This window comes from Negativicoccus succinicivorans, from assembly GCF_018373335.1.
Classification (GTDB): Bacteria; Bacillota; Negativicutes; order Veillonellales; family Negativicoccaceae; genus Negativicoccus; species Negativicoccus succinicivorans_A.
The window spans coordinates 1-6,344 of record NZ_JAHAHH010000074.1 but is presented as its reverse complement, the minus strand read 5'-3'; the positions used below and the strand labels follow the sequence as shown (position 1 = coordinate 6,344).

General features: G+C 51.7%; 4 protein-coding genes. All 4 read left to right on the top strand.

Annotated elements, in window-relative coordinates; translation table 11 throughout:
• Nucleotides 1-1,112, top strand: a 1,112-nt coding sequence (locus KH813_RS05730; protein ID WP_303994376.1) for an efflux RND transporter permease subunit, incomplete at its 5' end; no start/stop codon positions are given.
• A gap of 103 nt (nucleotides 1,113-1,215) precedes the next feature.
• Nucleotides 1,216-2,139, top strand: coding sequence for a manganese-dependent inorganic pyrophosphatase (locus KH813_RS05725; RefSeq protein ID WP_303994375.1), 924 nt, complete (start codon nucleotides 1,216-1,218; stop codon nucleotides 2,137-2,139).
• A gap of 39 nt (nucleotides 2,140-2,178) precedes the next feature.
• A complete protein-coding gene (pcrA, locus tag KH813_RS05720) occupies nucleotides 2,179-4,380 on the top strand; it encodes a DNA helicase PcrA (protein ID WP_303994374.1) in 2,202 nt (733 codons plus the stop codon).
• 3 nt (nucleotides 4,381-4,383) lie between these two features.
• A partial coding sequence (gene ligA / locus KH813_RS05715; protein WP_303994373.1) for an NAD-dependent DNA ligase LigA occupies nucleotides 4,384-6,344 on the top strand: 1,961 nt, incomplete at its 3' end.

The window sequence follows — 6,344 nt, the reverse complement described above, 5'->3', positions numbered from 1 at the left end:
TTCCGGGACTGGGGGCGACCGGCGGGTTCACGATGTACTTGCAAAATCGCAGCGGCGACAGTACGGAGAAAATGTTTGAAGTCGCGCAGCAATTTTTGGCTAAAGTCAATCAACGACCCGAAATCGCTTCGGCATATACGACGTTCCGCATGGACACGCCGGCGTACCACTTTAATGTAGATCGCGACAAAGCGGCACGCTCCGGCGTTAACGTTTCCGATATCAATACGGCGCTTTCCATGTTCTACGGCGGCACGCAGATTAACGATTTCTCCGCGTTCGGTAAGAGCTATAAAGTGATCGCGCAAGCGGATCAGGAATTCCGAATGTCGCCGAATGCCAATCGTGAATTGACGGTACGTAATCAGCGAGGCGAGATGCTGCCGTTGAGTTCGTTTATTACGCCGGAACAACGCGGGTCGGTCGCTATTTTGACTCGCTATAATAATTTCCCGGCGATCAAAGTGGGCGGTAATGCGGCGAACGGCTACAGTTCTGGCCAAGCGCTCCAAGCGTTGCAGGAAGTAGCGGCAGAAGTCTTACCCTCCGGCTACGGGTTTGAATTTGCGGACCAGTCGGCGCAGGAAATCAAAGCGGGCAACCAAATGCTGTACGTTATGTCATTGGCACTGTTGTTCGTATTCCTTTCGCTGGCCGCTTTGTATGAGAGCTGGAAAATTCCGTTTTCCGTACTTCTTTCGGTACCGGCTGGATTCTTGGGCGTGGCTTTCTTCGGCTGGCTCTTTAACATCAACAATGACATTTACTTCCAAATCGGTCTGCTGACGATTATCGGGTTAGCCGCGAAAAACGCGATTTTGATCGTGGAATACGCCAAAATCCGTGTAGATCACGGTATGGATCACGTCAAAGCAGCCATCGAGGCTTCCAAAATTCGTTTGCGCCCGATCCTGATGACTTCATTGGCATTTATTTTGGGTTGTTTACCGTTGGCGCTTTCTACCGGCGCGGGCAGTGTTTCGCGCAGTGAAATGGGCACGACAGTCGTCTTCGGCATGTTGACGGCGACGGCGCTGGGAATCTTTATGATTCCGATGCTCTTCGTTGCGATTGAAAGCATCGGTAACGACAGCAAAAAAAGCAAGGAATAAGAAAAAAGAGCCGGTCATTTGACGGGCTCTTTTTCTGAATGCCAACGTGCTTCATGGTATAATAAATAGCAGAATATTTTAATTCAAATGATGAGGTGACAAAATGGCAGAAATGATTTTAGTGTCGGGCCATAAGAGTCCGGATACGGATACGATCTGTTCCGCATTGGTTTGCGCTCACTGGTTACGGGCGCAGGGGAAAGAAGCCAAAGCGATTCGCGCCGGCGAAATCAATAAAGAAACGGCATTTGCATTGAATTACTTCGGCAGCGAAGCGCCGGAGCTGGTGACGCGGGTAGAAGCCGGTCAGCCGATGTATTTAGTCGATCACAATGAAAGCAAGCAAGCCGTAGACGGGATGCCCGAAGCGGATGTGCAGGGATTGATTGACCACCATCGCCTCGGCGATTTCACGACGGATCAGCCGATTTTAATACGCATTGAACCGGTCGGCTGCACGGGGACGATTTTATATTCGCTCTATCAGCAGTGCGACATTGAAATTCCGCGACAAATGGCGGGCTTGATGCTGTCGGCGATTATTTCCGATACCCTGTTGTTCCGCTCGCCGACGTGCACGGAACGGGACCGTAAAGCCGTGCAAGAATTGGCGCAAATCGCCGACGTCGATTATGAAAAATACGGCATGGACATGCTCAAAGCCGGTGCTGATCTTTCCGACAAAACGGCAGCGGAATTGGTCCTGACCGATAAAAAAGAATTTGATGGCAAAAAAGGAACATTCAGTATTGCTCAGCTTTCCGTCATGGATACGCAACCGATTTTGGCGCAACGCGACGAGCTTTTACGCTTGCTGGAAGAAGATCGCGCCGCCCATAATTATGAGGCATCCTTTTTAATGGTCACGGATATTTTAGAGGAATCGACGGATCTGCTGTACACCAGTCAGGTGGAAACCGCGATCGAAGCGGCGTTTCAGGTCAAAGGCAACGCGCAAACATTGCATTTGCCGGGCGTGATGTCGCGTAAAAAACAGGTCGCTCCGCCACTGCTGGGGGCATTATAAAAAGGTTGCTCCGGCAACCTTTTTTTCTTGGGAGAACGGATGACAGATTACTTTACTTCATTGAACGAGAAGCAGCGCGAAGGCGTGCAAACGATTCAAGGTCCGGTTTTGATTTTGGCGGGCGCCGGTTCGGGCAAAACCAAAGCCTTGACCAGTCGCATTGCGTACATGCTGGAGCAGGGGATTTCGCCGCAGGAAATTTTGGCGATTACCTTTACCAATAAAGCGGCGAAGGAAATGAAAGAGCGCGTGAAAAAATTAGTGGGAGCGTCGGCGGACCATATGTGGATCAGCACTTTCCACTCGTTTGGCGCGCGCTTTTTACGGCGCGAAATCGATGTTATACCGCCGTATACGCGTCAATTCACGATCTATGATGCGCAAGACAGCCAACAGGTCGTCAAAGGCATTTTAAAAGAGATGAACCTCGACGATAAGCAGTTTGCGCCGAATGCGTTACAGGCGCGCATTTCCAATGCGAAAAATAATTTGCAAAACGCGCGGGCGGCGCAAGAAGCGGCGGACGATTTCTTTGCGGAAAAAGCCGCTGAAGTTTACGCTCGCTATGAAGCGATATTGCAAGCCAACAATGCGTTGGATTTCGATGATCTGTTGCTACTGCCGGCGGTTATTTTGCAACGTCATGCGGATGTGCGTAAGGCGTATCAGAACCGCTTTCGTTATATTTTGATCGATGAGTATCAGGATACCAACCACGCACAATACGTTCTGACCCAAATGCTGGTCGGCCCCGAGCAAAATCTTTGCGTGGTCGGCGATGTGGACCAGAGTATTTACTCATGGCGCGGCGCCGATGTGCAGAATATTATTGATTTTCAACGGGATTATCCGCGGGCGAAAGTATTGAAACTCGAGCAGAATTATCGTTCGACGCAGACAATTTTGAATGCGGCTAATCATGTCATTGAAAATAATGAGCACCGCCCCAGCAAAAATCTTTGGACGGATCAGGCGGATGGCGAGCCGATTTACTACTACGAAGCGGTTTCCGAAACGGACGAAGCGCAGTTTTGCGCCGGTGAAATGCAGCGTCTGGTGAGTGAAACTCCCGCGAAATACGGCGATATGGCGGTGTTGTACCGCACCAATGCGCAGTCGCGCGCTATGGAAGAAGCGTTGGTACGACGCGGTATCGCCTATACCATTGTCGGGGGGACGCGCTTTTACGATCGCCAGGAAATCAAAGATGTGTTGGCGTATTTAAAAGTGTTGCAAAATCCGCGCGACGATGTCAGCGTGGAACGCATTATCAATGTTCCCAAGCGCGGTATCGGCACCACTACGGTGAGTCGCGTTAAGGACGCCGCGCGGTTACAGGGCGTGTCATTGTTTGAAATGATTATGGCCGCGGACGGAATTGAGTCGTTAAATGCCGGTACGCGCAAAAAGCTGAGTGCTTTCAGTGTTTTGATGTTGGAATTGATGAATACGGCGACGACCGAAAACGTTACCGACTTATTGGAAGCGGTGTTGGCGCATACCGAATTGATTACCAGTCTGTTGAATGATACGGATCCGCGCGCGCAAAGCCGCGTCGAGAACATCGGCGAATTGGTGTCCGTTGCCAAAACCTACGAAGATGAAACGGAAGAGCCCACGTTGCAAGGCTTTTTGGAACAGGTCGCGCTGGTAAATGACGTCGATACATTTGAAGAAAGTAGCGAAAAGGTTACCTTGATGACGTTGCACAGCGCCAAAGGTTTGGAATTTCCCATCGTCTTTTTGATCGGTATGGATGAAGGACTTTTCCCGCATGCGCGGACGCTTTTCGCGCCGGATGAATTGGAAGAAGAACGGCGCTTATGCTACGTCGGGATCACGCGTGCGGAAAAAATTTTATATTTGACGCACGCCAGCTCCCGCACTGTGTTCGGCAGCACCAATCCGTACTTGGTGAGTCGTTTTGTCGGTGAAATCCCTGAAGATCTGGTGGAGAAGAAAGAAAATAAAAACCGTATCCGTTGGGGACAGGCCGACCGGGCGAAACGAACCGGCCAACGTGTAGTCAGCAATGCTGCTGTCGGTGTCACCGCACCGAAAGGTAAGGTTAACGCTCGCTATGACTGGCGGGTCGGCGATCGGGCGCGCCATACGAAGTGGGGGCTCGGTACGGTGGTGGAAGTGCGCGGTGAAGGCGAACGCATGCAATTAAAATTAGAATTTCCGGGCCGGCAGGTGCGCCTGGTAATGGTAAAATTCGCACCTTTAACAAAGGAGTAAGCCATGGTTGAGAAAACTGCCGCTGAACGCGCACGGGAATTGCGCGAAACGTTACAACACCACAGCTATTTATACTATGTGCTTGATCAGCCGGAAATCAGCGATTTTGAATTTGATAAGTTGTATCGGGAATTGGTCGAGTTGGAAACAGCGCATCCGGAATTGATTACGCCGGACTCACCGACACAACGCGTCGGGGCGGCACCATCGGGGGCGTTTAGTAAAGTAACGCATCAGTTTCCCTTATACAGCTTGGCTAACGCGTTCAGCATTGGTGAAGTCAATGCGTTCGCTAAACGCATTCAGGAACGCTTAGGCAGCACTGCACAAGTAGAATACGTCACCGAGCTTAAAATTGACGGGCTGGCGATTAATCTGATTTATGAAAACGGCCATTTGACGCAGTGCGTGACGCGCGGTGACGGTGAAGTTGGTGAAGATGTTACCGCCAATGTAAAGACGATTCGTTCGTTACCGTTGTTTATAAAAAATGCGCCGGCGCGATTGGACATTCGTGGGGAAGTATATATGCCGCGCCGGGCGTTTGTCGAGCTCAATGAGGCTCGTGATGAAAATGGAGAAGCGCCGTTTGCCAACTGTCGCAACGCGGCCGCGGGTTCGCTGCGTCAGCTGGATCCGCGCGTGACCGCGGCGCGCAAACTGGATTTCTTTGCATACGCCATCGGCAATGCGGAAGAAACCGGCATTACGTCACAACGTGAGTTATTGGAAACACTGCAAAAGTATCGCTTTTCCGTCAATCCGAACTATCACCTCTGGCATTCTGTGGAAGAGATCGGCGCGGAAATCAAGCGTTGGGAGACGGCGCGGCGAGATTTGGCGTACGATACCGACGGCTTGGTCATTAAGGTCAATGATTTCGCGCAGCAACGCGCTCTCGGGTACACGGCTAAAGCGCCGCGGTGGGCGATTGCGTACAAGTATCCGCCGGAAGAAGCGAAAACCAAAGTGACGGATATCATCGTGACGCTCGGACGCACCGGCGTGCTGACACCGTCGGCGGATTTGGAACCGGTGTCGCTCGTGGGTACGGTGGTACGCCGTGCGACGTTGCACAACGCGGACTACATTGCGGAAAAGGATATTCGCGTCGGGGACACGGTTTTGATTCACAAAGCAGGAGAAATCATTCCCGAGGTTATTCGCGTCATTACCGAGGACCGTGACGGCAGTGAATCGGCATTTGTGATGCCGCACCAGTGTCCGGTATGCGGCAGTGACGTGACACGCATTCCCGGAGAGGTGGCGTACCGTTGCCAAAATCCGAGCTGTCCGGGGATTCTGCGGGAAAAATTAATTCATTTCGCGTCTCGCCAAGCGATGAATATGGACGGCGTCGGCCCCAAAGTGATTGACTTGTTGTTGGAGCACGACTTATTGCATGACGCGGCGGATTTATATACGTTGCGCGTGGAAGATCTCGTAGAGTTGCCACGGTTCGGAAAAAAGCGCGCGGAAAACCTGGTGAACGCGATTGCCGAAACCAAGGAACGCGGACTGGCGCGCTTATTGTTTGCACTCGGTATCCGCTATGTCGGCACGAAAGCGGCTCGCCTGCTTGCGGCCGCATATCCGACGTATGAAAAATTACAAACGGCGACACCGCAGGAGTTGGCGACGGTGGACGGCATCGGGGAAACGATTGCCGAGAGTTTATATACGTATTTACAAATGCCGCAATCCATTGCATTTATTCATAAATTACAAGACCTCGGCGTAGTTACCGATGAAGAAGTAAGTGAACCGGCAGCGGACGGTATTTTTAGCGGTGAAAAAGTAGTTTTAACGGGAAAGCTGACCCGCTTTAATCGCACGCAAGCAGCGGATCTGATCGTTGCGCAGGGCGGCGAGGTGGCAAGCTCCGTCAGCAGTAAAACAACCCTGGTCGTGGCGGGGGAAGATGCCGGCAGCAAACTGGCAAAAGCGGAGAAACTCGGCATTAC

What these genes read in the sequence shown, in the direction of transcription:
- KH813_RS05725 (WP_303994375.1), top strand. Translation starts at nt 1,216, where the DNA reads ATGGCAGAAATGATTTTAGTGTCGGGCCATAAGAGTCCGGATACGGAT.
- pcrA (WP_303994374.1), top strand. Translation starts at nt 2,179, where the DNA reads ATGACAGATTACTTTACTTCATTGAACGAGAAGCAGCGCGAAGGCGTG.